The sequence below is a fragment of the Verrucomicrobiales bacterium genome, assembly GCA_016793885.1.
In the GTDB taxonomy this organism is placed as follows: Bacteria; Verrucomicrobiota; Verrucomicrobiia; order Limisphaerales; family UBA11320; genus UBA11320.
On sequence record JAEUHE010000178.1, the window covers coordinates 127,982 to 153,031 of the forward strand.

Consider the following 25,050-nt stretch of genomic DNA (forward strand, 5'->3'; position numbering starts at 1 on the left):
CCATTCGCCCACGGCTTCGCCAGGAAACCACACTCGAGCGGCGCTGAGATGCGGAATGGCTTGGATGGGCAGGACTTGAGTTGAACTTCGGCGTATCTGGAAGGTGATACGGTAAGGTTCGAGGAGCGTCGTGCTCGCCAAGATCTGGCGTCAGATCGATGCCGGGCAACTGCCGTTTCTCGGCTTAATCCGCCGCCCGACCTCCGAGCTCAACCGAAAGCCAGGCCCTCGCATAGTTCCACCATTGCTTCGCCACCGGCACGGTGATGCCCAGCGCCGCCGCTGTCTCGTCGAATGTTAAGCCGACAAAGTATCGAAGCTTCACCAACTCGGCCTTCGAGGGATCGATCCGGGACAACTTGTCCATCGCTTCGCTCACGCGCAGTAGAGCGTCATCATCCGCGATGGGCGCGGGCAGCTCGAGCCGGTCGATATCCAACAACTCCGCTCCACTCCCACGCTTCGCAGCCAGCCGCCGCCGCGCGCGTTCCACGAGGATGCGCCGCATCGCCTCGGCAGCGGCTCCAAAAAAATGAGACCGATTCCGCCAGCCCGGCTGCGAGTCCCCTCCCAGCCTGAGCCAGGCTTCATGAACGAGCGCCGTGGGTTGAAGCGTGTGCCCGGCCGGTTCTCCTGCCATCTTGCTTACCGCCACTTGCCTGAGCTCTCCATAAACAAGCGACATCAATTCCTGCGTCGCGGACGGATCCCCCTTCTCCAACCGCAAAAGAATACTCGTGATTTCGCTCACGGAGGCAGGAGCCTAAAATAAATTAAGGTGTTCCGCCAGCCAAAAACTGACTGCAGCCGTGTCCCGAAGTTCGCTCAGAGTGGAGCCGGAGACGGTTCAGCGTCGGTCGATCAACTTTTGCCGCACGTCCTGCAATCGTTCGATCACAATATGGGCGGCACGCTTCATGAGTTGGTAGCCGAATGCGGGATCCGCTTCAGCGGTTTCACGCAGCCGAGTTCCATACAGGAAAACGGCCTGAACGGGCTCAACCGCTTCGGCGCTAAAACGCCAATAGTGAGGTGGGAAAAGCCAGGACCAGCCCAGCACTTGGCCTGGTTCGAGCACTTGCAAGACCACGTTCTGGCCATCGGGCCCCTCAGCCTCCAGACGAATCTTCCCCTTTTCGATCAGGTAAAACCGGTTGGCCAGGTCGCCGACGTCAAAGATGATCTGGCCTTTGTCAAACTCCACCGGCATGGCGTTGGCCGCCAAAGTGGGGATGAACTGCTCAGGAAAATCAGCGAAGAACGGGTGTTGACGGATGCGCTTCGCCATCCCTTCCAAGTCCGCAGCTGACTTCGTTTCGTCGTGTCCCATAAAGAGAATATCGTCTGTTTTGGACAATTCCACATCACATTCCTTGGCGGAAGGTGAACTAGCCTTGAACCTCGCACCCCATCAGCTCGCCCAGCCGGGCGCAAATAACAAAAAAGGCAGGCCTTGCGGCCTGCCTTGATAGGATCCGTTCAAGAGAACGGTGTCAAACTATTCGTCCTTGCCCTTTTCCTTGACGGCTTCATGAGCGGCGTCGAAGGCATGCTGCAAAGCCACCAGGTCTTCGCCCGGCTTGAGAGCGTCCAGAACGGCGCGCTCGGCTTCCAGCTGCTCGGCGGTGTAGTTGGCCGCCTTGATGGACAGACCGATCCGGCGCTCCGCCTTGTCGATCTTGATGACCCGAGCCGTAACGTCCTGGCCAACCTTGAGCACATTCTTGATTTTTTCCACGCGCTCTTCGCTGACCTGCGAGATGTGGACCAAACCGTCGATGTCGTGCTGCAGGCCGACGAACGCTCCGAAGCTCGCGAGCTTGGAAACCTTGCCGCTGACCAGGTCGCCGACTTTGTAATACTTGTCGATGTTGCTCCAGGGATCCTCAGCCAGCTGCTTCATGCCGACAGCAATGCGCTGGTTGGTCTTGTCGATTTCGAGCACGATCGCTTCGACTTCCTCGCCCTTCTTGAGCACTTCGGAAGGATGATTGATCTTGCGGGTCCAGGAGATGTCGGAGACATGGATCATGCCGTCCAGACCTTCTTCCAACTCCACAAACGCGCCGTAGCTGGTGAGGTTGCGGATCTTGCCCTTGACGTGAGTTCCGGGAGGATACTTCTCCATCGCCTTGTCCCACGGATTGGTCTCGAGCTGGCGGATACCCAGGGAGATCTTCTGCTCCTCGCGGTTGATTCCGAGCACCACGGCCTCGACTTGCTGGTCCTGCTTGAGCACATCCGAGGGCTTCGCGATGCGCTTGGTCCAGGAGAGTTCGGTGACATGCACCAAACCTTCGACACCCGGTTCGAGTTCGACAAAGGCGCCGTAGGGAACGAGATTGACGACCTTGCCGGCCACTTTCTGGCCAACCTGGTACTTCGATTCGATGTTGTCCCAAGGATTGGCGAGCTTCTGCTTGAGGCCGAGGCTGACGCGCTCCTTTTCCTTGTTGATGTCGAGCACCACCACATCGAGCTCCTGCCCGACCTTGAGCAGCTCGGAAGGATGGCCGATGCGTCCCCAGGACATGTCGGTGATGTGCAACAAGCCGTCCAGACCGTTGAGGTCGATGAACGCACCGAAATCGGTGATGTTCTTGACGGTGCCTTTGCGGATATCGCCCGGAACCATCTCGCTGAGCAGCTTCCCGCGGCGCTCATTGCGCTCCTGCTCGATCAACTCGCGGCGGGAGAGCACGATGTTCTGGCGATCTTGGTTGATCTTAACAACTTTGAAGTCGTAAGAGTTGCCGACGAAAATATTGAGGTTCTTGGGAGGAACCACGTCCACCTGAGAGGCGGGCAAGAAAGCCTCGACGCCGATGTTCACCACCAGGCCGCCCTTCACCACGGACTTCACTTTGCCAACGACCGTTCCACCCTCGTTGCAAATGTTGAGGATCTTCTCCCAGTTGCGCTTGAACTCCGCCTTCTCCTTCGAGAGCACTACGGAACCTTCCTTGTCCTCGAGCTTCTCAATCAGCACGTCGATGACATCTCCAACCTTGGCGGTCTTGATGTCTTCGAATTCGTTGGCCGGAATGACACCCTCGCTCTTGTAACCGATGTCGACGAGGACTTCCTTCGGACGAACTTCGATGATGGTGCCTTTAACAATTTCCCCGGCGGCAAAGTGCATGGCACTCTGCTTCAGGGCTTCTTCCATAGTCAGCATAGAATATTAGTGATGGGAACGGTACTGCGAGGAGGCTTGGTCGGGGTAGACTATCAGATCGTAACCCGGCGAAGTCCCCATTGCCTAACGAACCGAACGTTGCTCAGGCAACGGAGGGTTGATGGTTAGGTTGTTCATTAACGGTCTTTTCTCAGCCATAAATGGGAAATCTGCACACGCAGATCCCAGGCAAGCCATAAGGCTAGGCTTCATAGCGACAAAATCAAGGGGAAATGAAGCGGAATCGGAGGGGGGGGCGATAAACAAAAGAGGACAGGGAACGGGCCGGGAGGCCTACCCCTTGGGATGACACCCGCCATGCCCGTCGTTGGGGGCTCAACCTCCGCAAGCCGGGGTGGGAAGGAGCCCGAGTTTTAAACCGCGATGGACGCGATGGACGCACTGGGGGAACGGAAGGGAAGACAAAGGCAGGAGTCTTCTTCCCCCCCTCAGACATGGCGTCCTTTGCGTCCATCGCGGTTCAACAACTTCCCCATTTCTGGTGCGGCCCTTGGTAGCGGGCGTGCCATTTTCGGGCTGAGGCGAGTGAAGAGGAGGGTGATGACGATCACGATTTCGGAAAGAGGGGCAGACATACCCAGTCTTGATTCGCCGCCTTCCATGGCCTTGAATGGGCTCCGTGCGCATTGCCTTTAAAGAATGGGCCGTGGTCGTGGATGCCTTGGGCCGGGGCGAACAGATCCTGATTCTTCGCAAAGGGGGAATCAGCGAAGGCCGCGGTGGATTCCGATTGGAACACTCGGAGTTCTGGCTATTCCCAACGCTGTACCATCAACAGGCCGAATGCGTTGTGGATGAAGCACGTCGGCGTTTCGAGCCCGTCTTGCCCCAACTCCAAAACAGCAACGTTGCGTCCATTGAGTTCCTGGCGCGGGTGGTTGAATGGCACCGGGTGGAAGATTTGGCCGCTGCACAGCGGCTCCAAGGACAGCATATCTGGAAGGAAGATGTCATCGCCCAGCGTTTCGACTGGGGCCCAACTCAGAACATCTTCGCCATCGCCATCCGTGTTTACCGGCTCGCCAAACCAATTCAAATTCCCCTCATCAGTGAGTACGGAGGCTGCAAGTCGTGGATCGAGCTGCAGCCGGACCTGTCGCCGGAGACCGCCACACCCGTTCTCTCCGACAGCGAGTTCGACGCCGCGCTCCAACGCTTTCGAACCACCCTCGCGGGAGAAGCCTCCATGCCTGGGCACTGAGTAGGGTCTCGGGAACGCCATCACCATGAACGTAGCCCTCCCCTTGATCCTCGCCTCGAGCTCCCCACGTCGATCGGATCTCCTGCGGGAATTAGGCGTGGACTTTGAAGTCCAAACCAGCCCAGCGGACGAAATTCAGCCCGAGCACCTCTCCCCTCAGGAAATCTGTCAGATCAACGCGCACCGAAAGGCCGATGCGGTGGCTCAACGGAATCCACATGCATGGGTGCTGGGGGCAGACACCTTGGTGTTCTTAGACCATCAGATCTTCGGGAAACCCAAGGATCTCAGCCAGGCTCACGACATGCTGACCGCCCTTCAGGGAAAGGTTCACCACGTGATCACCGGCGTGTGCCTTCTGAACCTGGCACAACGAAAGCGGAAGGTGTTCTCAGACACAACCAGCGTCCGATTCCGGTCTTTGAAGGACGCAGACATCGACGCTTACCATGCGCTCATCCAACCATTGGACAAAGCCGGTGCCTACGCCATCCAGGACCATGGTGATCGAATCGTCGAATCCATCGTAGGCTCCCATTCCAATGTAGTGGGCTTGCCGTTGGAACGACTGAAACTGGCCTTCGACGAACTCGGTATCCCCCCGAACTGAGGGCCTCATAATCCGCTGGTCCGTTGGCAGGCCCTTGTTTATGGTCCGCGGCGATGAACTCCGCATTGCGATCGCCCCTGTGCTTTCTCCTATTGGCGAGCCTGGCGTTCCGACCGAATGCCTCCGCCGCGACCAGCCCGCTCTCCGCCGCCGACGCCCTCGCGTCGTTCGAGCTAGCCGATCCCACGCTCACCATCGAGCTCGTGGCTGCCGAGCCCGATGTCTCGAGCCCGGTCTCACTCACCTGGGATGCCGATGGACGGCTGTTCGTGGCGGAGATGCAGGACTATCCCATCGGCCCCGGCCCTGGGAGAATCCGCCTGCTGCAAGACAAGGACGGCGATGGCCGATATGAAACCTCACAGGTGTTCGCCGAATCCCTTCCCTATCCCAATGGAGTCCTCGCTTGGAACAACGGAGTTCTGGTGACCGCCGCCCCCGAGCTGCTCTTTCTGAAGGACAATGATCAGGATGGACGGGCGGATGAACGTCGCGTGGTTTTAACCGGGTTCGCCGAGGGCAATCAACAGCTGCGCGTGAACGGACTCACGTGGGGCGGCGATGGCTGGGTTTATGGTGCCAATGGACGCAGCGACGGCGATATCCGCCGGCCCGACGAGTTTCAAGGTGTGAGCCTCCGCGGACTTGACTTCCGCTTCCGTCCCGACACGGGGGATTACCAAACCCTGGCCGGTCGAAGTCAATTTGGGTTGGGCCGAGATGATTGGGGCAACCGCTTCCTTTCCTGGAACACCATCCCTGCTCGCCATGACGGCGTGCCTCTGGAGTATCTGCTTAAAAACCCGCGCCTGGCAACCTCCTCAGGGGTGGTGGCCGTGCAGCCAGCGGAGGATGATGGACGAGTCTTTCCACGCACGCCCACTCCCAAAACCTTCAACCAGGAATCGACCGCCCACTACAACGCATTGGCCGGTCTCATCGTGTTCCGGGGTGATGCGCTGCCTCCTGGTTATGCCGGAAATCTCTTCGTGGGCGAAACACTCAGAAACCTGGTTCACCGCCGGATCCTTCAACCGCGCGGCAGCAGCTTCACCGCGGTTCGAGGAGAAAAGGACCGGGAGTTCCTCGCCTCGACCGACCCGTGGTTCCATCCGGTGAATTTTGCCACCGGACCCGATGGAGCCCTCTACGTGGCAGACTTCTATCGCTCCTGGGTCGAGCATCCCAACTTCGTTCCCGAGAAGCTCAGGAATGCGGCGGACTGGCGGGAAGGAGCCCAGCATGGCCGTATCTGGAGGATCCGTTCGAAGAAGAAAAACCCCGCACCCTTAACTCCCCTGTCAAAGGCGACCACTGAGGAGCTCGTAAAGTTGTTGGAGAACCCCAACGGATGGAAGCGGGACACCGCCCAACGACTGCTGTGGGAGCGGCGCGATCTGCAGGCCCATGCGGGACTCAAAGAGCTCGCCGTGCGTGGAGCCCTCCCTCAAACCCGAGTCCAAGCTCTCTTCACGCTGCAGCCCCTCAACGGCTTGGCGGAATCCAACCTTTTAACGGCTCTGGCCGATCCCCAGCCCCGCGTTCGCGAGGTGGCAGTACGGCTTTGCGAAACCCAACTGGTCAGCTCGCCGGTGCTGTTGAAACGCGTGGCTGGGCTGGCGAAGGACCGGGACGATCGCGTCCGCCTTCAGGTTGCGCTCTCCATTTCAGCCGCCCCTGTCAGCGAGCGCACCGAGGTGCTGTATCAGGTCAGCCAAAACTCCGCATTGGACGCGCTTCAGGCAATTGCCATCCGCTGCAGTGCCGGGGAAAGGCCGTGGCCGCTGCTCGAGCAGATTATGTGGGGAGAGCGGTCCTACCTGGATCCCACCCCCGATCGGCTCGAGTTTCTGCGCAGCCTGGCTTCCGATGTCGGGGCCGCCGGGCCTGAGCAGGATCGGGCGTCGCTCATCGCCATGCTCGTCAATTTTCGCGCCCGCGGGCTAACGACGAAGCACCTGGCCCTGTTCGCCGGTTTGATCGACGGATGGTCGGGGGTTGATCATGCCTGGTCCGAGCGCTTCCGTTCCCTCTGCGAAACCGATGAACGCAAAGCCTGGCTGGACGATTTTGTGTCGCTGGCCCGCCAGACTGCGGAGGATCCAAAGTCGGAAGGCCCGCTGGCGCGCCTGGCCACGGAGGTGCTCGCCCGTGCCGGCACCAAGGAAGCCCGGGCGGCCCTGGCCGCTTTTCTCAAGGGGCCACAACGTGAAATCATTCAAACGGAAGCCGCGCGAGCGTGGGGCAAAATCAACGAGGCGGCTCAATGGAAGGAAGTCCTGAGCCAATGGCCGAGCTACTCGGTTCGTTCTCGACGAGCACTCATCACGAGCGCCACCAGCTCCCCCGAAGCCACCATCGAACTCGTGCAAGCGATCGAGGAGGGGCGGGTCGCGATTACGGAGATGGATCCAGCCGCACAGCAGACGCTGCGACAGAACCGAATTCCCGAGCTGATCGAGCGGATCGCCAAGGCGCTGGGGCAGCCCGCTTCGGAGGACCGGCAGCGAGTCATCGAAACATTCGCCGCCGCACTCAGCCAGAAAGGCGATCCTGCGCGCGGCGCAGACCATTTCGCGCGGGCTTGCTTGAGCTGCCACCAATTGCAGGGCAAGGGCCAGTTGGTTGGCCCAGATCTCGCCGGACTCGGCAACCGAACCAAAGAGGCGCTCTTGTCCGACCTCCTGGATCCCAGCCGCCAGGTCGCGGCCGACTTCGTGTCCTACACCGCTCAGACCGAAACAGGCGAAGCCATCACGGGAATCCTGGTCTCAGAAACCTCCGCAGGCGTGACGCTCCGACGTCCAGGGCTCAGCGATGAACTCATCCCCCGAGCCCAGCTCAAGCAGCTTCAGGCGAGCGGAAAATCACTGATGCCGGACGGCTTGGAAAGCGGCATGACCCCCGCGGATATGGCGGACCTGCTGGAGTTCCTCTTGAACCCCGGGTCAGCCAAACTCCCCTAGCAGCAAACACCGCCGTCCCGATGGCACGGCTGTTGTGAGGTGCGGAAGCCTGGGGAGCGGGGACATTTTGCCCACGGACCACGCGGACCACACGGATCTGAGGAGAGACCGCAACCCCGACCGCAGGTGCGGGGCGAGTGGCCGAGCCGACTGAGGTTACTGTTCTGCTCAATTACCTCCGACTCCGTGTGTTCTGTGTGTTCCGTGGGCAAAACTCTTCCTTGGAGGTTGTCGCCGCCTTCCTTTCAAGCCTGGTAGGAGCCCATCACTCGTCACTCGTCACTCGTCACTCGTCACTCATCACTCTCCAAGCTTCCCCAGTTGGAACAATTCTGGCTCACTCGAGACATGGCATTGGTGCGAATCCTGGTCGATGGCTACAGCCTGCTTCATCAATGGCGCGAATTGGCGCCCGGTAAGGCACGCTACAGCGCCGCAGCCCGCGACGAGCTCATCCGGGAACTGACCCTCTACCAGGATTCGAGCGGCACCCCGATCACGGTCGTGTTCGACGGGAACCAACCCGCCACCGGTCCCCGCACCATCCCCTCCCGAAGAGAGCTAGAAATTTTATATACGAAAGCGGGCCAAACAGCCGATCAGGTAATTGAGCGCGTCACGCACCGCCTGACAGCCTACGGGGAAGTCCTGGTGGTGACGGACGATCACGCCGAGCGGGATACAGTGACTTCCGTTGGCGGGATGACGAGTGATTGTCGGAACTTCATCGACACCATGAAATCCGCTCAGGACGAACTTCGCGGCCGGATCGAAGGTCGTAACCTCTCGGAACGGAACCGGTTCAAACGCTCACGCTGATGTCATTCAAATCTTTGCTCTGGTCTGTCGCCCTGCTGGTGTTGGGCTGCGCTCTCCCGTCTTCCGCAGCGTCGTCGGGCACGGCGAAACCGAAACCGCCGGAGCCCACCGGGAATCGTTACCTCTTCATTGTAGAAAACTCCTCGGCCATGCAGAAGCGCGACGAAAGCACGCGCCAGACCCTTTTCGAGTTCATTAACACCGGCCTCCGCGGCCGAATGCTCCCAGGAGATACGTTTGGTGTCTGGGCGTTCAATTCGCAGCCCGAAACCCGCTTCCCGATGCAGGTTTGGGACTCAGCAACCCGGCTGGATTTGGCCACCCGGGTAAACCTGTTCCTGAAGGATCTCGGGTATACCAAGCGATCCAATTTCGAACGCGTCTGGAGAGATCTGCAGGCGGTGGTCGCCTCGGTAAACGAACTGACAGTCATTTTGATCACCGATGGAAAAAACAAAATCAGCGGGACGCCGTTCGACCAGGAGATCAACACCACCTACCGGCAGCTGGGCGCTGAACTCACCACCAAAAACCAGCCCTTCATCACGGCATTTGTGCTACGCGAAGGACACTTCGCGGCGTATTCTGTGACCCAGCCCGGGGAATCGCTCATCCTCCCCCCGCCCTCAGAAAAGGCGCGCGTTCGGCCGTCCTCCCTGGCACGTTCACGCCCAGACCTCGACGATGAGGAGCTCTCCAAGCCTGGCGTGACCACCACTCCGCCCCGGCGGGTTCCTTCCATCATTGTCACCCGAGAATCCGTCGCGCGGGAAAATGACCCGATCGGCCCCAACCACTCCTCCTCGCCATCCGCTCCCGCCCCCAGCACTCCCGCAGCTGCTTCTTCCGTGCCCCCAGCCGTCACCGGCCCGAGCCCCGCGCCCACCGCCGGGGTGCCGGCGACTCCTCCTCCGATTTCCAAAAGCAGCCTTCCATCAACAGCGTCAGCCGGCCCCCTCACCGCGATCAGCCCGCCGACGACGGCGGTAAGCCAGGCGGTTTCCTTACCATCAACTGCGACCGCAGCCTCGGCCGCCGCCGGCACTCCAACCGCGCCCGCGGGGTCACCCGTTCCGCAACCCGCTCCGAGCGCGCCTGCGCAGCCGGTGTCCAACGACCCAGCCCCGGCGACTGCCCCCGCTTCGGTTCCAGCTCCCACGGCGTCGATCGCGCCGATCGCTCCCGCGCCGACTCCGGCTCCCGCGGCTCCGGCCGCTTCGAAACTTCCTGCAGCCACAGCGCTGCCGCTCGCGACTCAGGCGGCTCAGCCTGCCTCGGTGGAAGTCCAAACGCCGCCGTTGCCGAACACACCGACAGCCCCCTCAGCCAACCCCAGTCCCGCTGTCGTCGCCGCTGCCACTGCCGCTGCCACTGCCGCTGCCAATCTGGCTCCGTCCACCCGGCCTCAACCCACCGCGGCAGCCGCGGCAACAGGCCAGGCCTCTACCTCCTCGACGAAATCAGCGCCCACCGCATCCATGGTTGTTCACGCCCGCCAGCCCACGGCCTCACCGCTCGCGGCCGCGGCCTCGGCTCCTACCGTAGCGGCGGCACCGTTCAAATCCACCGAGGGACCAGGGGCCCGATCAAGAACCAAACTGATCCTCGCGAGCGTGATGTTGGTTGGGGCCATGGGCTGCTTCTGGGTACACCAGCAACGCGCGCGCCGCGCCCGTCAGTCGAGCTTCATCAGTCGGGCTCTGCCTCGAGCCTCGGCAGCGGCACCCCAGGCCAAACGCTAGATCCACCTCCCTGCGAGGTAGTTAAAATGCGGACTAGCCTTCCGCGCGTCTTCCAGGTTACATCTCTCCCTGTGAAGATTAATGCCGCTATCGTGTTGATCTTGTTTGGGGCTGCTATCGAGAATATCAGCCAGGTCTCTGCTGCCGACATCGGGGATTGGCGTTCGCTGAAAAACATCAGCCCGCGCCGCTACCTGTGCTCGAAGACGGAGACGCCGCCGATCATTGACGGAGCTCTGAACGATCCGATCTGGACAACCGCGCTACCGACCGATGATTTTGTGGACATTCAGGGATCGGGCAACACCCACCCCCGCCACAAGACCTTCGTGAGGATGGCGTGGGATGACAACTTTTTTTATGTGGCCGCGCAACTCACGGAGCCGCACGTCTGGGGAACCATCACTCAACGCGACGCCGTCATCTTCCAGGACAACGACTTCGAGGTGTTCATCGACCCCAACGGGGACAATCACGAGTACTACGAGTTTGAGCTGAACACCCTCAATACCCTCTGGGATCTCTTCCTGGACAAGCCCTACAAGGACGGGGGCAAAGCTCGCAACGAATGGGATTTGGTGGGCATTCAAACCGCCGTTCAGATCCAAGGATCGAACAACAATCCCAAGGATCGCGACCGGGGATGGACTCTGGAAATGGCTTTTCCCTGGAAAGCCCTCAGCGAATACGCCCATCGTCCCTGCCCGCCTCAGGAGGGCGACCAATGGCGAGTCAATTTCTCCCGCGTGGAATGGCGCACCAAAATTGTGGATGGCCAGTATGTGAAAGTCCCCGGCAAGCGCGAGGACAACTGGGTGTGGTCTCCGATCGGAATCGTCGACATGCACCGGCCCGAAAAGTGGGGATATGTCCAATTTACGGCGGCGCCTCCCGGCCAAGGCAAGTTGCTCAACGATCTGACCGCCTACGGTCGAGCCTATCTCTATCAGGCCTACTACGCCCAAAGAGCCTATCACGCCAAGAATCGACGCTACGCCCAAACCATCGAGGACCTGGGCTTGGAAAGGGATTACAATCCACGACACCTGGCCTGGCCGTTGACGATTGAGCTTCAGCCCGACGGCGGCTATCGGGCCATGGCGGAGATTCGCGTTCCCGGGGGCACCGAACGCTGGTACATCCGTCAAGATTCCAAGCTCTGGTCCGAGTGAGCACCGCCACACTTCCAACCCCTGCCTCGCTGATTTTCCAGCCGAGGAGCATCGTCGAGCCACTCTCTTGGTCGGAACTCTTTCCCACCGAAGCTCCGGTTGAGCTGGAACTTGGCTCCGGTGATGGCTCCTTCATGGCGCAGTGGGCACAGAGCCATCCGGGCACTCATTTTCTCGGAGTGGAAAGATTGCTGGGCCGACTCAAGAAGCTGGATCGAAAAGGTCTTCGGCTGGGGCTGAAAAACCTTCGAGTGATCCGACTCGAAGCAGCCTATCTCCTGCAATACCTCATCCCGCCCGGATCACTTTCAGCGATCCACGTCTATTTTCCTGACCCCTGGCCCAAGCGCAAACACAGGGATCGCCGGCTGATTTGCGAGGCGTTCACCCAGCAAGCCGCCAAGGCCCTCGTCCCGAATGGTCACGTGTGGCTGCGAACCGACAACCTGGACTACTTCCAGCAGATGGTGGAATCGTTCAAGGCCAATCCTCGATTTGCCGAAGTTCCCACCCCGGCCGATCTCGCCGCGGTCACCACCGACTTCGAGCGCATGTTCAATTCGGAAGGCATCCCCACGCAACGAGCCGGATACCGGCTCGCCTGAGGCGTCTTCCGCCTTACTTAGCTAAACATCGATCACCGGGCCATCCCCGTCCGAATCGATCTTCCGACGCCCCGCGCTCGGCCCCGCTCCGGCCGAAGGCGCAGCTACGAAAGAAGCCTTTACCCGAGTGCCACCGGTGAGAACGTTTAGCACAACGGAGATGACACTGATAACCAGTGCGCCCCACATGGCCGAACCGAAATCGTCGACGTGAAAACCGCTGATCAGGCGTCCCACGAAGAGCAACAGTCCCGCGTTGATCACCCAGGTAAAGAGCCCCAGGGTCAAGAGCAGGAGAGGCAGCGAGAGCAGGAGGAGAACCGGCCGAATAAACAGGTTGAGCAAGCTCAAGCTGAGCGTCGCCAGGAGAAGTGCCTCCAGATTGTCGTAGCGGATCCCATCTACCATCCGCGAGGCCACCAAGAATGCCACCGCCAAGGTAGTGATCACCCACCGCTTAAACAAGCTGCGGAAGGTTTCAGAGGACGATGGTTTTGAGGAGTCAGCCATACAACCTACAGTCATGCTCGCATCACGTCACGACCCAGTCCTTGGACAATAGGGTCAGCCGGCGGGAACGCCAGTCCCATTCTGAGGCAATCCCACCGGGTAGAGGCGCGCCGGCAACCTGTCGCGGCGTTTCCACTGCCTCTCCTCAGACAAGTAAGGTTCCAGGCCGAACTCAGGTCTGGCGGACGCACGAAGACAACCTGCTAGCACTGACCTTATCTTGCGCTAGTGGTGTCGATTGGGCTAAAGTATGTTCCACATGAGCGAATCCGATCACCGAACGGGCCCAGCCGGCACCCCGGCGGATTTCGCGACCACTCATTGGTCGGTCGTGCTGCGAGCCGCGCGCGATGATCAGGCCCAAATGGCTGCCCTCGAAGAGCTTTGCCGCAACTACTGGCGTCCGATCTACACTTACGTGCGACGTCGTGGCTCCTCTCCCGAGGAAGCCCAGGACCTCACTCAGAGTTTCTTCGAAAGGCTCTTGGAAAAGAATTGGCTGGCCGACGTGGATCCGGAGCGCGCCCGGTTCCGGTCGTTCCTCCTCACGATGGTCAGCCGCTTTATCACCAACGAATACCATCGAGCCCACAGTCAGAAGCGCGGGGGTAAAGCATTCCACTTCTCCATCCAGGACCCCGAATTGGAGAACCAGCTGGTGGCCAGCCCTGGCGCCGGATCCCCCGAACAAGACTTCGACCGCCATTGGGCCTTGACGGTCTTGGAACGCGCCCTCCAGCGACTGAAGACCGAGGCCGCCGAATCGGGAAAGCAAACCCACTTCGTACACCTCAGCCCTTATCTGTCGCAAGAGGCAGAACCTGGGGACTACGCAAGATTGGCGACCCAGCTGAAAATGAGCGCCGGCACGGTGGCGGTGTCCGTGCACCGGTTGCGTCACCGTTATCGGGAGCTGGTCCGATCTGAAATCGGGGAGACCTTGTCGCATCAGGCGGACACGGACCTCGAAATGAATCACCTGATGGCTGCGCTTCGATGAATCACCGTGGCCGGCAACAATTTTACGTAAGCGCTTCCCAATTTTCCGTAATCACCTAGTGGCCATGCAACCAATACCACTCGATGACTCGCTACCTGGGGATTCCTTCCGATGCACCTCCTCCCGGAGAGGAGCGGGCCAGCGCGCCTACCCAGACATCTCGGGAGCCGACAGCCCCCTTCGCAAGTGAATCCAGTGACGCCACCGCCCGCCTTGTGTTCTAAATGCCAGGGTCCTCTGGACGCCGGCACAGGTCATTGCATTCGCTGTTTGATGGCGGTTTCGTTGACGCCGGTTCCCGATCGATCCGCGGACTTCGAAGAGCTTGAGGAGGATCTACCCAAAGCGTTCGGTGACTACTTGTTGGAAAGCCGGATCGCCCGCGGTGGAATGGGGGTGGTCTACCGGGCCAGGCATCTGCCCCTGAACCGAGTCGTGGCCCTCAAGATGCTCATCGGAGGCGGCTTTGCCGGACGGGAAGCCTTGCTGCGATTCAAAGCGGAAGCCACCGCCGCCGCCCAACTGCATCATCCCAACATCGTCACTCTCTACGAAGTGGGGGAGATTGAGGGTCTGCCCTATCTGTCCATGGAGTTCGTCGATGGACAAGACCTCAGCTGGCTGGTCCACGGCGGCTCCATCGCCCCCAAACAAGCCGCCCGCTGGCTTCGCGATGTGGCCCTGGCCGTCCAGCACGCTCATGAGCAGGGAATTTTGCATCGCGATCTCAAGCCCTCCAACATCATCATCGATCCCTTCGACCAACCGAAGGTCACCGATTTCGGCCTAGCCCGGCAAACAGGGAGCGAGCGAAATCTCACGGTGAGCGGTCAGGCCTTGGGTTCGCCCGGATACATGCCGCCGGAACAGGCGCGCGGTGATCACTCGGCAACGGGGCCGGCCAGCGATGTGTATTCGCTCGGCGCGGTGTTGTATCACCTACTGACCGGACGCCCCCCCTTCCTCGGTGACTCCATTCCCGCCATCCTGGCCCAAGTCGAAACCCTGGAGCCGATCCCGCCCGGACGCCTGAATCCGACAATCCCGCGCGACCTGCAGACCCTGTGCCTCAAGTGCCTCGAGAAACCTCCGCATCGTCGCTACGCCAGCGCCCAGGAACTGGGCGATGAACTGACCCGCTTCCTTTCCAACGTGCCCATTCGGGCTCAGGCCGTCAGCCCGCTGGAAAGGGCCTGGCGTTGGAGTCGTCGGCACCCCGCCATCGCCCTACTCACCTTCGCCCTCACTCTGGCCGTCCTGCTCGGAGCATGCGGAGTGCTGTGGCAATGGCGAAGAGCCGAGGCGGAGCGAGTAACGGCCTCGACGAACGCGGACGTGGCCGCCCGGAATGAATACGCCGCCGATCTCAATGCCGCTTCGTCCGCGATTGAGCGCGGCGATCTGCCGGAAGGACGGCGTCTGCTGGCGCGCCACGACCCGCAGCAACAGGGTCGCGATCTGCGCGGCTTCGAATGGTATTTCCTGAGCCGCCGAGCGCAAGGGGACGAACTGCTTGAGATCAAGGCCCACGGCTCCACGGTCTGCGCAGTCCAAGTTTCGCCCGACGGCCAATGGGTGGCGAGCGGAGGCATGGATCACTCGGTCTGGCTGCACCGGTTTCCATCGATGGAAACCGTCGCGGAATGGAAAATCGACACGGTGGGCTGGTTTGTCGAGATCACCCCCGATAGTTCACGGCTGCTCACTCCATGGAAACATGACCGGATCGCGCTGTGGAATCGAAGCACCCGGGAGCGCATTCGCGACTTCCCCGGCCGGCTCGCCAGCCTAGCCCGAACCAAACCCTGGGTGGCGATCAGCACCGCGAGCCCCTGGTTCTTTGAACCGGCGGGTGAAATCAGCGTCTGGGACTACGAGTCAGGTGAGAGGCTCGAAACCCTCCCGTTCATCGGACGCGCCATCAGCCTTTCTCCCGACGGAGCTTTGCTGGCCGCCGGCGGCAAAAAGAACAGCGTCATCGTGTGGGACCGCCAAGCCCGGCGAAAGCGGTTCGAGGCAACCACTCCGGGCGTGCCCTGGACCTTGCGCTTCTCCAACGACGGACGATATCTCGCCGCCGCCACCATGGACCGAAGGATCCAGCTCTGGGACCTGGCAGCCCCCAACGACTCAGGCCGGGGGAGGAGTTCGGAGAGCGAAGACGAAGCGGCAGTTAAGGAAACACCGGCGCGCGCCGCCACCATGCTCGAGGAAGGACACTGGCTCAAGGCTTGGGCGGTGACCTTTGCCCCGGACAATCGCACGCTCCTCTCCACGAGCTCGGATCGGTCGCTGCGGCTCTGGTCGGTTCCCGACCTCCAGCCGCTGGGCCTCTGGCACGGGCATTACGATGAGGTGTGGTGTGGCGCCTTCAGCCCCGACGGTCAACGGATCATCACTGGAGGCAAGGATGCTCGGCTCATGGTCTGGAACCCGTCCATCCGGGGCGAAGCGGCCTACCCGACCAGCATGTATCACGCAGCGGTGCCGTTTTCGCCCGATGGCAAGCGATTCCTCACCTTCGAACAAGGGAAGGACATTAGCCGCACCCGCTTGTTGAGTCGCGATCGCTTGGACCAGCCTTTGGCCGAGATTCAAGCTTATGAAATCTTTGCCGCGTTTAGCCCCGATGGCGGTTCGGTGTACTCCCTGCCTGGTTCGAAAGGCGCGATGTCCGTCCGCTCCGGACACGATTTAACTCTGCAGCGGGAGATCCTCCTCGAAGATTGTCCGGGCTATGCTCGAACCGACTTTCATGGACAAGGCTTCAACCCAGGCGCCCAGATTTGCTACGCCATCGGAACCAACGGGCAAGCCAGTTTGTGGGACACCTCCACCGGCAAGCGGCTCCGATCGTTCTCCACCCGACGTCTGCCAACTTACCGAACCGCACTCAGCCAAGATGGCACTTGGCTGGCTCTGAGCCAGACTTTCCCCTACGACGCGTTTCTCTACAACACGTTTACCGGGGAGGAAAAAGTGCTCACGGGACACACCGAGTATGTGAAAGGACTGAATTTCTCGCCGGATGGCACCCAACTCGCCACGGCGGGAGTGGATGCACGCATCAAACTATGGGAGGTGAGCACCGGTCGAGAGATCCAAACACTGATCGGGCATCTGCAGGAGGTGAGCGATGTCGCTTTCTCGCCCGACGGGAAAACTCTGGCAAGCATCGAAGGCACCACCCAGTTCAAGCTCTGGAGGCTGGATACCTACCGGGAGGTGACCGCCATCAGCAAACCCGAGAGCGGCTGGAACATCGGCTTCACGCCGGACGGCGCTGCGCTGGTCATCGAACGACACAACAAAACCATCGAACTGCTCTATGTTCAACCGATCGATGGTTCGTTGAGCGCCGCACCCGCGCCCCAGGCTTCGATGTATCGGGGAAGTGGCGAGTGATGAGTGATGAGTTGAAGTGGCCGAATGGGGACCGTCCGGAGAAGCCGTCCTCAAGTTACGACGTGGGCTGGAGGTCACTCGTCACTCGTCACTCGTCACTCGTCACTCGTCACTCCTCACTCGTCACTCCTCACTCTTCACTCATCACTCATCACTCGTCCCTTCCCCCCTCACCACACGCTGGACACGGTCGTTCAATAGCCTGTAAATGACTGGATGCCATCGCGCCATCTTTTCACTCGGATCCGAGCGACGCTGACCTTGCTCATAATCAGTGGCTCTCTGCATCTCAGCGCCGCTTCGCGACCGAATCCCCTCCCCGAAAGCCTGCGTGCTAACCCAGGTGAGGTCGTGCGGGTGCTCGAAGGCGAAAGCAGCGAGGCTCTTCGGCTCAACCACCGCTGGGCTGGGAACCGCTGCCGCTGGACCTTGCGCAACACCGGAACCCACTCGGTGCACGTTCGGGAAGTGGTTCTCTTTGACCTGGCTCACGGGCTGAGCGGAAGCACCCCCGTGTATGGCGAAGGATTCCAGATGCTCTCCCAAACCGCCGGAACGCTGGCCAGCCCTCAGGACGTCGGCTCCTATACGGACCGGGGTCACTATCGACTCCCCGAGCCTGCCGGCTCGCGGACTGTGTATGGCATGATCATGGTGGCTCCGCCCGAGTTCGATCGCACGCTGGTAGCTTTTTCATCGTGCCGCCGTTTCAACGGCAAATTCCACTTCAACGGACAACGCCTACAGGCCGTCCTGGAAACCGAGAACCTCGAGCTGGCCCCCGGCAAATCGTGGGAGCTGGAAGAATTAGTAGTCCTCTCTGGAGCCAAGCGCGACATGCTTTTCGATGGGCTCGCCTCAGCCATCTCGCGCAATCACGCGCGACTCAAGCACAACCCGGTGCCCACCGGATGGTGCTCCTGGTATTGCTTCGGGCCCCGGGTGACAGCGCAGAACATCGCCGACAATCTCGACTGGAGCGCCAAGAATCTGCCGGAGCTGCGCTACATCCAGATCGACGACGGTTACCAACCCTGGATGGGAGACTGGCTGGATACTGGCAAAGCGTTTGGTGGAGATGTCCGCGGGGTCCTGCGACAAATCCGCGAACGCGGATTCGAGCCCGCGATCTGGGTGGCACCGTTTATCGCCAGCGAACAGTCGCGCCTCTTTCGAGAGCATCGAGATTGGTTCGTTAAGGATGATCACGGCCAGCCTCTGCGCTCGGATCGTGTCGGCTTTGGCGGCTGGCGCCTGGGCCCGTGGTATTCTCTGGATGGCACCCATCCGGAAGCGCAACGCTGGCTGGAAGACTTGTTCAGGACTCTGCGTCAGGAGTGGGGTTGCACCTATTTCAAGCTGGACGCCACTTATTGGGCGACCATCCCGGGGGGACATCGCCACGATCCGCATGCGACGCGGGTGGAAGCGTACCGACGCGGGATGGAAGCCATTCGTCGAGGCGCCGGGAAAAGCCTGATCATGGGCTGCAACCACCCCATCTGGCCCTCGCTCGGACTCATCCACGCCTCCCGCAGTTCCCTCGATATCGAGAGAAACTGGGCGAGCTTCACAAGCATCGGACGAGAGAACTTGTTGAGAGGCTGGCAGAACGGGCGGCTGTGGTGGAACGATCCCGATTGCGTCGTGCTCCATGACGGAGGCTCGGCGGATGTCATGGACGCGGGCGGCAAGCCGACCACGACCGGCAAGGTCCCCGATCATGAGTATCAATTCCATGCTACCTTGATCTACGCCACCGGAGGCATGCTGCTGAGCGGGGATGATCTCACCAAGATCACGCCCCGGCGGGCCGCCATGTTGAAGAAACTGGTTCCCCCAACAGGCGTCTGCGCGCGCTTCGATGACGACCGATTCGAAGTCGGGATCACTCAGCTCAACGATCGCCTGATGGTCTCCGTGTTCAACTGGGGTGATCAGCCCGTCCCGCGCACGTTCCAACTACCTAAACGGTCCCGGTTGACCGACTATTGGACCGGCGAAGATCTGGGCGTGCACGAAGGCGAATACCGCATCGCGTCGCTACCACCCCACTCCGCCCGTTTGCTGGTGGCGAAGCCAGTGAGGTAAGAAGAGTCTTGATCGAACATCGATCCGATGAGGTTTATGGTTCTTTCGTCCGCCTGAAGCCGTGAACATTGGTCCACCGGCACGGGATCTAGCGTTTCCATGATCATCAAGGCCCGGGGGACGTATGGAGTTCCTGCTTTAGCAGGTTCCCCTCCCCGTTTCGCGACTACCGACCACGCCCACCCATAGCTGATCATCGCTCCATCGCCACCCCATCGTTTTCCTGTCACACTCGGCCCGGGTCGGACATGACCTAGGTAGATATGAGTGAAATCGAAGACGATCAGACACTGCTGAGGCGCTACGCGGACACCGGATGCGAACAGGCTTTCGCGGAACTCGTTGCCCGCCACGTTCATCACGTGTACTCCGTCGCCCGACGTGAAACCCCCGATGCTCACCTGGCCGAAGAGCTGACTCAGACAGCCTTCATCCTGCTGGCTCGCAAGGCCAAGCATCTCCCCGCCGAAACCATCCTCTCCGGCTGGCTATTCCAAACGGTGCGCTTCGCCGCCAAAAACGCGCGCCGGAGCGCCAACCGTCGACTACTGCACGAACAGGAGATCGCCCACATGTCCTCCCTGCCCTCCGAAAGCCACGACGCCGCGCTCTGGAACCAGATCTCGCCGGAGCTCAACGACATGCTCGCCAGCCTGAGCCAGGCGGATCGCGATGCGATCACGCTGCGATTCTTCGAGCAAAAGACCCATCAAGAAGTGGCCAACATCCTGCACACCACGGAGGTCGCGGCTCGAAAGCGCCTTTCCCGGGCGCTGGACAAGCTCCGAACGCTGCTGACGAAGCGCGGCATCACCGTCTCATCCGCAACGCTGGCTACCCTGCTCCTCTCCCACTCGGTGGAAGCCGCACCCGCGAGCTTGGCCACCTCCGTGGCGGCTGCGGCCGCGAGCGGCACAGCCAGCATAGGCTTACCTCCCCTCGTCACCTCCACCCTCCAAGCCATGGCCCTGGCCAAGCTCAAGATGTCCCTGAGTCTGGGCGCGCTGCTTCTCCTCACCCTAGGGGCCTCGGTGGCGATTTTGGCTCCAAAAAACCCCGGCTCAGCGGTCAGCGGCGTTCTATCGGACGGCTCCATCCTTCGAATCATGGACGTGGAGTTCGCGGATCACGTCACGTTCCGGTACGCCCGCCCACTTCGATTCCGCGATCGCCTCCTACTGCATTTGCTTCCGAAATCCTGGAGCAGCCAGTTGGTTTCCTCGAGGGAGTCTGGATCGATCAGCATGAGCACGAAAAACGGCAAGGATGCGCTGTTCCTCGCGGCGGCGCGCGAAAACATCCCCGAAGACTCCAAAATCCACCTGGGCCGCCTGGTGGTGACGAGCGACGACGGCTCCACGTTCGATGGGATGTTCAATTCGGGAACCATGGGCTTCGACCGCGCGCAGATGACGGCGTGGCACCTCGACGCGTTTCCCAGGCGAGGAGGCCGTCTTCGGCTGGGCTTCCTTTACGAGAATGCTCAAGGAGCCTGGCAGTTGGCCACCGAGCTCAGCATCACGAATCCGGTGACAGGCCCTTTTGCTGAATGGGTGCCCGAATCCCTACCGATCCTGCGCACCAACGCCGATCTGAGCCTGCGGCTGACCAGCTTTGCAACAAACGCCCAAGGCGTTCTCAATCCCGCCACGTCGACGCCGAAATGGAGCGCGTTCCCCACCACCCAATGGGTCCTCGACGCTCAGCGACTCTCCGGGTCAGGCATGCCGTGGGCCATACGCAGCGTGGAGATTTCCGACGCCACGGGGAACGAGTGGTCTCCCATGGAACTGGCGACTTGGAGTGAACCGAACGGCCCGGCGGGTGCCCGTTTGCATGCCGCGATGATCGGAGCTCTTTGGAGTTCGGAACCTGCCTGGCAGCTGCGCTTCGAGCTCTCGCGAACCAACGATTACGCCCCTGCCGAACTCATCGTTTGGAAAGGTTTTCAAATACCCCGTCCAGAACAGGTGATAAAACTGAGCGATACTCGCGGCCTCGGAGACAATGCATTGAGCCTCAAGACGCTTTCGGGTTTGAACGCGGAGCTCCCCGAGCCGTTTCGCTGGCTGGTCGACAAATCGAAGATGAATCTCGCGGTGGACCTGCGTGAAACCGCCGATGACCATCGGCTAACGCTGGTGCGCATTTCCGATGACCAGGACCGCACGATCCACTTCCACGACCCGCGTCCTCCTTATCCCCAGCGCCAGTTCGTCTTCTCCTTCTCTCCGGAGACTGGCGCCAGGACGCTCAACTTCCAATTCGCCTGGCACCGAAGCCGCTTCGTGGAGTTTCGGGCCAAACCCGCGAACCGCTAGGCTGATCTGGAAGGGACGGCTCGCAGCGCACTGGCACGAACGTAATCTCCACCGCTGGCCTGCCACGAGGCCAGCTCAGCCGCGCGCAGCTCTCGAAGATACCGGCGGCGCGAAGCGTCCAAAGCAGGCAGCGAAGTAGGAAGGACAATCCGGATCCGTGGACGACGGCACGCCGCCAGAACCGAGAATGCATTGGACACAACACCAGGAATCACGGTCGGTGCGGGAATCGTCCCAGCAGCAGTCAACGTTTTCATATTCAAAGTCACTTAGGAACGGCAGTGAGCGCACTTGACGTCTTCGGCCTTCTTGCGAAAATGTCCACACTGATGGCATCCGCAGCGATCCGTAACGCTCTCACAACTTCCGTCGCCGGCACTCCGAGGACCCTTGCTTGGGTTCACCGGGTGGCGATCGGGTTCGCCGTCACACGCCCAGCTATAGCCGCGCTGACCGCGCGCCACAATACACCCAAAGGAGTAGTGTCGACGTGAGCCTTCCGGATCAGAGTGAACAGATGTTCCGGCTCCTGTTTGAACGCAGCGGCGACGCGATCTTCCTGTACGATCCGCGGCAGAAGGTGTTCACCGATTGCAACCAGGCTGCGGTCGAGCTGATGCGCAGCCCGGACAAGCAACGGCTTTTGATGACCCACCCGGCCGAACTGTCCGCGCCCACCCAACCGGATGGGAAGGATGCCTGGGGGAAAGCCGCCGCGATGCATCACGAGGTCCTGCGGCGAGGCAACCATTCGTTTGAATGGATGGCACGCCGCATGGACGGAAGCCCCATTCTGCTCGACGTCATGCTGACGGCGATCCAAACCGGCGAAAAGCCCTTGGTGGCCACCGTCTGCCGGGACATCTCGGACCGGCTGCGCAATCTGGAGATTCTTCGCCAGCGGGTGCTGTACCGGATCTCCGAGTCTGCTCACCTGGCCAAGGAACCCGAGGATCTCTACCCCCGAATCCATGAGGCCGTGGCGGAACTTATGCCGGCGCGCAACTTCTACCTTTTGCTCCCGGAGCCCGGCAGCCAAAAGCACGCCTTCGCCTACCACGTCGACGAGATGGATGCGCGTCCTGCGCCGTATGTGGTGGACCGTGGCATGAACGGTTATGTGCTGCGCACCGGCCTGCCACTTCTGGCGCGGCGCAGCGAGATGGAAAAGAAGCGGCCACCGGGTGTCACCGAGGATCAATCAACGTGGTATCTGGCCTTCGGCCACGTGGCGGCTGTGTGGCTGGGAATCCCTCTCACCATCGGGAACAAGACGATCGGAGTCATGGCCATTCAGGATTACCAGGATGAGCACGCCTATGGTGAGGAAGAGAAGCGCCTCCTGACGTTCGTGGCCGAACAGATCACCCAGGCGATCGAGCGCAAGAGAACGCAACAGGCCCTGCGGGACTCGGAGCTGAAACATCGGACGCTTTTCGAACTTTCCAGCCAAGGGGTCATGCTCCAGGACGACAAGGCGTTCTTCGATGTGAACCCCGCTGCCGTCCGCATGCTGGGGTACACCAGCGAGAAGGAGCTCATCGGACACCATCCGGCGGAGTTCGCTCCCCCGCTGCAGCCGGATGGCCAAACTTCCTCGGCCGCGGCCGAGCGGCACATCGGGGATTGCCTCCGACAGGGAAGCACCCGCTTCGAGTGGCTTACCATCGGGGCGAACGGGCGCCGCATCATGCTGGACGTGCTCCTCACCGCCATGGATCTCGGTGGTCGGAAGATGATCCAGGCGATGGTGAACGACATCACCGAGCGCAAGCGTCGGGAGCAGATTGAACGCACCATCTACCGGATCTCAGAGGCCGTGAACACGGTGGACGATCTGGAGAGCCTGTACGTGGAGATCCATGCTGCGGTCGCCCGGATGATTGGAGCGCGCAACTTCTACATCGCCTTGCACGAGCCGGAAACGGGTCTGCACCACTTCGTTTACCATCGCGATGAGAAAGACCCCCCTCCCCCGCCTCGCCATCTTGGCCGGGGCCTGACCGGGTATGTCTTTCGGACCGGAAAACCTCTGCTGGTCACACGCGAGCAAATGTTGAACCCGCCCAAGCCCAGCGAGTGGCAGGTGGAACACGGAAGTGTGTCGGCTGTCTGGCTCGGGGTCCCGTTGGTAATCCGGGGCCAAACCATCGGAGTCATGGTGGTTCAGGACTTTCACAATCCCGACGCCTACGGAGAGGAGCAACAGCGGCTGCTGACCTTCGTTGCCGAACAAACCGCCCTGGCGATCGAGCGAAAACGTTCAGAAAGCCGCCTGCGGGAAAGCGCGGCGCGGTTGAGCGAGAGTCAGGCGCGCTTCAGCACGGCCTTCCGAACCAGCCCTGCCCTGATGGCCATTCTCGACCTGACCAACGGCCAGTTTGTGGAAGCCAACGATGCCTTTGTCCACTGGTTAGGGGTGAGCCATCCAATGATTGTCGGGCGCACCTCACTGGATCTCGGGCTCTGGCCCAATCCGGCGGAGCGGGAGCAGGTCTGGTCGGAACTAAGGTCCAAGCGATCTCTCCGCGACCGGGAAATACAGCTCTGCAATCGACACGGTTCCTGCTGCACGATGCTCCTCTCCATGGACATCATCCAGGTCCAGGAAAAGGAGCATATCCTGGTGGTGCTACTCGACATTACCCAACGGAAGCAGGCCGAGGAAGAACTGCGCCGGATGCTCGCCCGCGAGCAGGAGCTAGGACTGCTGAGAAGCAATTTCGTGTCGATGGTGTCCCACGAATTCCGAACGCCCCTGGGGGTCATTCAGTCTTCAGCCGAAATCCTGTCTGACTATTTCCCCCGCCTCTCGCCGGAACAGCGGCAGGAGCATCTCTGTTCGATTGTCAAAAGCACCGGCCGGATGGCCGGAATGATGGAGGAGGTTTTGCTGATCGGCCAACTCGACTCCGGGCGCTTGGAGTTCAAACCCGGAGCCTTGGACCTAGGCGCTTTTGTGAGGCACCTGGTGGATGAACTGCACTCCGCCACTCACCGTCGCTGCCCCATCGAGCCTACTCTGCATCAGATCCCGCCGAGCGTCGAGGCGGACGAGAGCCTGCTGCGACACATCCTCACCAATCTGATCACCAATGCCGTCAAATACTCACGCGGCGGAGAGCCGGTGCTGCTGGAACTGCGATGCGATGCCGACGAACTCACGATCCGGGTCAAGGATCACGGCATAGGTATTCCTGAACCCGACCTGGAATGGATCTTCCAAGCCTTCCACCGAGGGCAGAACGTTGGGGACCGACCGGGAACAGGATTGGGACTGGTCATCGTCAAACGTGCCGTAGATCTGCATCGGGGGACGATTCACATTCAGAGCGCCGTCGGAGAAGGAACCAATGTCACGGTGACCCTTCCGATTTCAACGTCTGCAATCAGCCAAACTGACTAACCA

The 25,050-nt window shown here is 60.8% G+C and carries 17 protein-coding genes; 12 read left to right on the forward strand and 5 right to left on the reverse strand.

The window, feature by feature from the left end; translation table 11 throughout:
- Positions 1-184 precede the first annotated feature (184 nt).
- The 3 genes from JNN07_20220 to JNN07_20230 form a co-directional block, all read right to left on the reverse strand.
- A complete protein-coding gene (locus tag JNN07_20220; protein ID MBL9170071.1) occupies positions 185-751 on the reverse strand; it encodes an RNA polymerase subunit sigma in 567 nt (188 codons plus the stop codon).
- A 96-nt stretch (positions 752-847) separates the two neighbouring features.
- A complete protein-coding gene (locus JNN07_20225; protein ID MBL9170072.1) occupies positions 848-1,330 on the reverse strand; it encodes a cyclic nucleotide-binding domain-containing protein in 483 nt (160 codons plus the stop codon).
- 168 nt (positions 1,331-1,498) lie between these two features.
- The gene (locus tag JNN07_20230; GenBank protein ID MBL9170073.1) at positions 1,499-3,178 is read right to left on the reverse strand and encodes a 30S ribosomal protein S1; all 1,680 of its coding nucleotides are present in this window, start codon (positions 3,176-3,178) and stop codon (positions 1,499-1,501) included.
- 640 nt (positions 3,179-3,818) lie between these two features.
- Here JNN07_20230 and JNN07_20235 point away from each other — a divergent pair.
- The 7 genes from JNN07_20235 (at position 3,819) to trmB (ending at position 12,314) form a co-directional block, all read left to right on the forward strand.
- Positions 3,819-4,400 (forward strand): DUF1802 family protein, encoded by a 582-nt coding sequence (locus JNN07_20235; GenBank protein ID MBL9170074.1) that lies wholly within the window; start codon positions 3,819-3,821, stop codon positions 4,398-4,400.
- Positions 4,401-4,425: 25 nt separating this feature from the next.
- On the forward strand, positions 4,426-5,010 hold the full coding sequence (maf, locus tag JNN07_20240; GenBank protein ID MBL9170075.1) for a septum formation protein Maf: 585 nt from the start codon (positions 4,426-4,428) through the stop codon (positions 5,008-5,010).
- Positions 5,011-5,063: 53 nt separating this feature from the next.
- Positions 5,064-7,976 (forward strand): c-type cytochrome, encoded by a 2,913-nt coding sequence (locus JNN07_20245; GenBank protein ID MBL9170076.1) that lies wholly within the window; start codon positions 5,064-5,066, stop codon positions 7,974-7,976.
- A gap of 348 nt (positions 7,977-8,324) precedes the next feature.
- Entirely contained in the window at positions 8,325-8,795 is a 471-nt protein-coding gene (locus tag JNN07_20250) for an NYN domain-containing protein (GenBank protein ID MBL9170077.1), read from the forward strand.
- A complete protein-coding gene (locus tag JNN07_20255; GenBank protein ID MBL9170078.1) occupies positions 8,795-10,537 on the forward strand; it encodes a hypothetical protein in 1,743 nt (580 codons plus the stop codon). Before JNN07_20250 ends, JNN07_20255 begins: the two co-directional genes overlap by 1 nt.
- Positions 10,538-10,608: 71 nt before the next feature.
- Complete coding sequence (locus JNN07_20260; GenBank protein MBL9170079.1) at positions 10,609-11,709, forward strand: carbohydrate-binding family 9-like protein; 1,101 nt, start codon at positions 10,609-10,611, stop codon at positions 11,707-11,709.
- Entirely contained in the window at positions 11,697-12,314 is a 618-nt protein-coding gene (trmB, locus tag JNN07_20265; GenBank protein ID MBL9170080.1) for a tRNA (guanosine(46)-N7)-methyltransferase TrmB, read from the forward strand. Before JNN07_20260 ends, trmB begins: the two co-directional genes overlap by 13 nt.
- A 21-nt stretch (positions 12,315-12,335) precedes the next feature.
- Here the strand turns inward: trmB and JNN07_20270 are convergent, their stop codons facing one another.
- Positions 12,336-12,824, reverse strand: coding sequence for a phage holin family protein (locus tag JNN07_20270; protein ID MBL9170081.1), 489 nt, complete (start codon positions 12,822-12,824; stop codon positions 12,336-12,338).
- A gap of 259 nt (positions 12,825-13,083) precedes the next feature.
- On the opposite strand from JNN07_20270, the gene JNN07_20275 reads away from it, so the two are divergent.
- The 4 genes from JNN07_20275 to JNN07_20290 all read left to right on the forward strand — a co-directional run bounded on the left by JNN07_20275 (position 13,084) and on the right by JNN07_20290 (position 21,641).
- Complete coding sequence (locus JNN07_20275) at positions 13,084-13,824, forward strand: sigma-70 family RNA polymerase sigma factor (protein ID MBL9170082.1); 741 nt, start codon at positions 13,084-13,086, stop codon at positions 13,822-13,824.
- 273 nt (positions 13,825-14,097) lie between these two features.
- Positions 14,098-17,229 (forward strand): protein kinase, encoded by a 3,132-nt coding sequence (locus JNN07_20280; GenBank protein ID MBL9170083.1) that lies wholly within the window; start codon positions 14,098-14,100, stop codon positions 17,227-17,229.
- Positions 17,230-17,445: 216 nt separating this feature from the next.
- Positions 17,446-19,320, forward strand: coding sequence for an alpha-galactosidase (locus JNN07_20285; protein ID MBL9170084.1), 1,875 nt, complete (start codon positions 17,446-17,448; stop codon positions 19,318-19,320).
- 263 nt (positions 19,321-19,583) lie between these two features.
- On the forward strand, positions 19,584-21,641 hold the full coding sequence (locus tag JNN07_20290) for a sigma-70 family RNA polymerase sigma factor (protein ID MBL9170085.1): 2,058 nt from the start codon (positions 19,584-19,586) through the stop codon (positions 21,639-21,641).
- Here the strand turns inward: JNN07_20290 and JNN07_20295 are convergent.
- On the reverse strand, positions 21,638-21,898 hold the full coding sequence (locus JNN07_20295; GenBank protein ID MBL9170086.1) for a hypothetical protein: 261 nt from the start codon (positions 21,896-21,898) through the stop codon (positions 21,638-21,640). The genes JNN07_20290 and JNN07_20295 overlap by 4 nt on opposite strands.
- Positions 21,899-22,131: 233 nt before the next feature.
- On the opposite strand from JNN07_20295, the gene JNN07_20300 reads away from it, so the two are divergent.
- Complete coding sequence (locus tag JNN07_20300) at positions 22,132-25,047, forward strand: PAS domain S-box protein (GenBank protein ID MBL9170087.1); 2,916 nt, start codon at positions 22,132-22,134, stop codon at positions 25,045-25,047.
- Positions 25,048-25,050: the final 3 nt, after the last annotated feature.